Below are 2,178 nucleotides of genomic sequence, written 5' to 3'. Positions count from 1 at the left end.
ATGTGGGTTAGAACTTGACGATAGTGGAACATCTCGAACCTCCTGTTTGCCATCGGCCTTCCTCCTGAATTCAAATTTTCAGGAGGTTATAGCCGATTGCCGGAAAGTCCGGGACCCGATTAAAACCTCTTAAGGGGTGGCTCCATTACGATGATCATGGGGTGGCTCCATTAGCGTGATCATCAACTGGCTCCATTACCGTTGTCACGAAGTGGCTCCATTAGGTGATCACGGAGTGGCTCTATTGTGGTTGTCATCAACACGGCGAGGGCAACAAGGCCCGGCGCGGCGGCAGCTGGTACAGCGCCACCGGTTCCATCCGCTGCTCCAACCGCGGCAACCGCTCGGCCGACCGGCAGAATAAGGAGATCGGTTTCAGGCTGATCCGACTAGAAAAATAACCTGCCCCCACCTCACCGGCACCGGTTATTTATGGCAACCGCAGCCGCACCCATCCCCATCCCCGGCATCATGGAGACGCTTTTCCAGCATGACCCGTAAATCCGGCGGGGCGGTCTGCAAACAATAGCGCAGGGCCGCTTCCTGGACAGCGCTGCCCTCTTCCGCCTCCATGCAGACTTCCAGTGCCTGCTCAAATGACTCAAATTCCATCCTTTTCACCTGATATGTATTCAATCGCTCTGTTGCCCTTCTTTTTTTACCGGCTCTAAAGATAGCAGCTTCAGCCGGAAACTCAAGCCGACAATAACCCGGCATTGCAGATTTTCGATGAAACAACAACAAGCCAACGGCAGCCCTGCCCCTCGCTCTGCATTCTGCCTGTGTCGCAGCAGTATCGTATCAGCCCGGATCGTCGGCGATCCGGCGGTCGATGTAGGTCTTGACAAAGGCCAGGGCCTTGTCACGGAGGGATGAATCAGGCAGGGATGCGGCGATGACATCAAGGTCGTCCCTTTCGCGCATTATCTCGAAACTGGGCCTGAAGTTGAGAGTAAAGGCCCAGCTCATCTGCAGCACCTTGAACTCGTTGGCGTTGGTGAGTTCCTCGTAGGTCATGGGACGTTGCGCGAAGAGGTGTTGGTAGATCTCGTCCCGCACCGCACTCTCCTGGGCCAGGCTGAAGGTGACCACCGGATTTTGCAGGGCTTTTGGCTTGCGGAACTCCTCAGCCATCAACCGCAGGATATCCAGCTTGTCGGCGTCACGGATAAGCCGGCTATGGAGCAGGGTTTGCGGGTCGAGATGAGTCGGCAGGTGAAAGCGGTTGTGATAGATGATGGCCCGACCAACGAGCCGGCGCTCCGCCGGGTCCAGAGTATGGAGAATCCGGTGACGGGTCAGCTCACGGATGGCAAGTTTGGCGTGATTCTCCGATATCGCATCCCGGAAGGTCCGGTAGAGACGGTATTGCGGGAAGCGGCCCAGGTCGTGGAAAAGAGCGATCGCCGCCGCCAACCGCTGGTCATTGGCCGAAAGCCCAAGCTTACGGGTGATGCGCTCCATGTTCATCCCCACCCGGGCGGTATGTTGTTCCTTCAGATCCAGGTTTCGTTGGTGGTCGGGATCGGATTCCCTGAAGGAACATACATAGGATGTGAACCAGCGTGCAAACTCCCGATACTGTTCACCGTTCACGGAACCGTCCCGATGTTAAGAGATTGTCCCACCATGTTCAATTTACAAAGCAAGAGTTTAGAGTTATATGAACTGACAATTAAGTATGTCCCCGGAATTAATGAATACTGATGAATTATGACCCCTTTGTCTGACCTTCAATCCTTCTGCGAGACAGATTTTTTCAGAACTTTTGTACAATAATTATTCAAACTTTCGCCTGTTTGCAATGCCTTGATAGCGAGAGCATGATGGAGATCACTACCGGTGCGGAGTTGAAATTTCCCTGAATATTTTTTGCCTAAGGTTGCCGGAGGCAGAGGCTTTCCATCTTTCTGATAAATTTCAATCCACTCATCAACAATCCGGCAGAGTTCATGGTAAACCTTTTCCTCATCATCTCCATGGCAACATGCACCGATCCAGCCCGGCACCGACCCTAGATAGCACTGATCTTCTTCAGACCACTCAACAATTTTCAGATATTGATCACGCTCTTTCATTGCTTCACCTCCTCAATCTTTTGCCCGACCAGTTTTTCCTGGTATGGTTTTGCATCATCACCAAGCCTGCCGGAAAGAGTGAGAGCAGAACCTTTGTCAT

Annotated in this window: 4 protein-coding genes; 1 reads left to right on the top strand and 3 read right to left on the bottom strand. The window is 52.9% G+C overall.

All coding sequences use genetic code 11. The annotated features are described in order from the left end of the window. Positions 1–224: 224 nt before the first annotated feature. Positions 225–401 carry an SUMF1/EgtB/PvdO family nonheme iron enzyme gene (locus KKG35_13670; GenBank protein ID MBU1739176.1) on the top strand — a complete coding sequence of 59 codons (177 nt, stop codon included), beginning with the start codon at positions 225–227 and terminating at the stop codon, positions 399–401. 25 nt (positions 402–426) lie between these two features. On the opposite strand, the gene KKG35_13665 is transcribed toward KKG35_13670, so the two are convergent. From KKG35_13665 to KKG35_13655, 3 genes are all read right to left on the bottom strand, one after another. Continuing rightward, positions 427–612, bottom strand: coding sequence for a hypothetical protein (locus KKG35_13665; protein MBU1739175.1), 186 nt, complete (start codon positions 610–612; stop codon positions 427–429). Positions 613–801: 189 nt separating this feature from the next. After that, complete coding sequence (locus tag KKG35_13660; protein ID MBU1739174.1) at positions 802–1,596, bottom strand: HD domain-containing protein; 795 nt, start codon at positions 1,594–1,596, stop codon at positions 802–804. Between the two features lie 137 nt (positions 1,597–1,733). Then, positions 1,734–2,078 carry a toxin-antitoxin system HicB family antitoxin gene (locus KKG35_13655; GenBank protein MBU1739173.1) on the bottom strand — a complete coding sequence of 115 codons (345 nt, stop codon included), beginning with the start codon at positions 2,076–2,078 and terminating at the stop codon, positions 1,734–1,736. Between the last annotated feature and the right edge of the window lie 100 nt (positions 2,079–2,178).

The sequence above is a fragment of the Pseudomonadota bacterium genome, from assembly GCA_018823285.1.
Lineage (GTDB): Bacteria > Desulfobacterota > Desulfobulbia > Desulfobulbales > JAGXFP01 > JAHJIQ01.
This window is presented reverse-complemented; position numbering and strand designations above follow the sequence as displayed.

Excerpts from the sequence above, each read along its gene's own strand:
- KKG35_13665 (MBU1739175.1), bottom strand. The coding sequence starts at position 612 with ATGGAATTTGAGTCATTTGAGCAGGCACTGGAAGTCTGCATGGAGGCG.
- KKG35_13655 (MBU1739173.1), bottom strand. The coding sequence starts at position 2,078 with ATGAAAGAGCGTGATCAATATCTGAAAATTGTTGAGTGGTCTGAAGAA.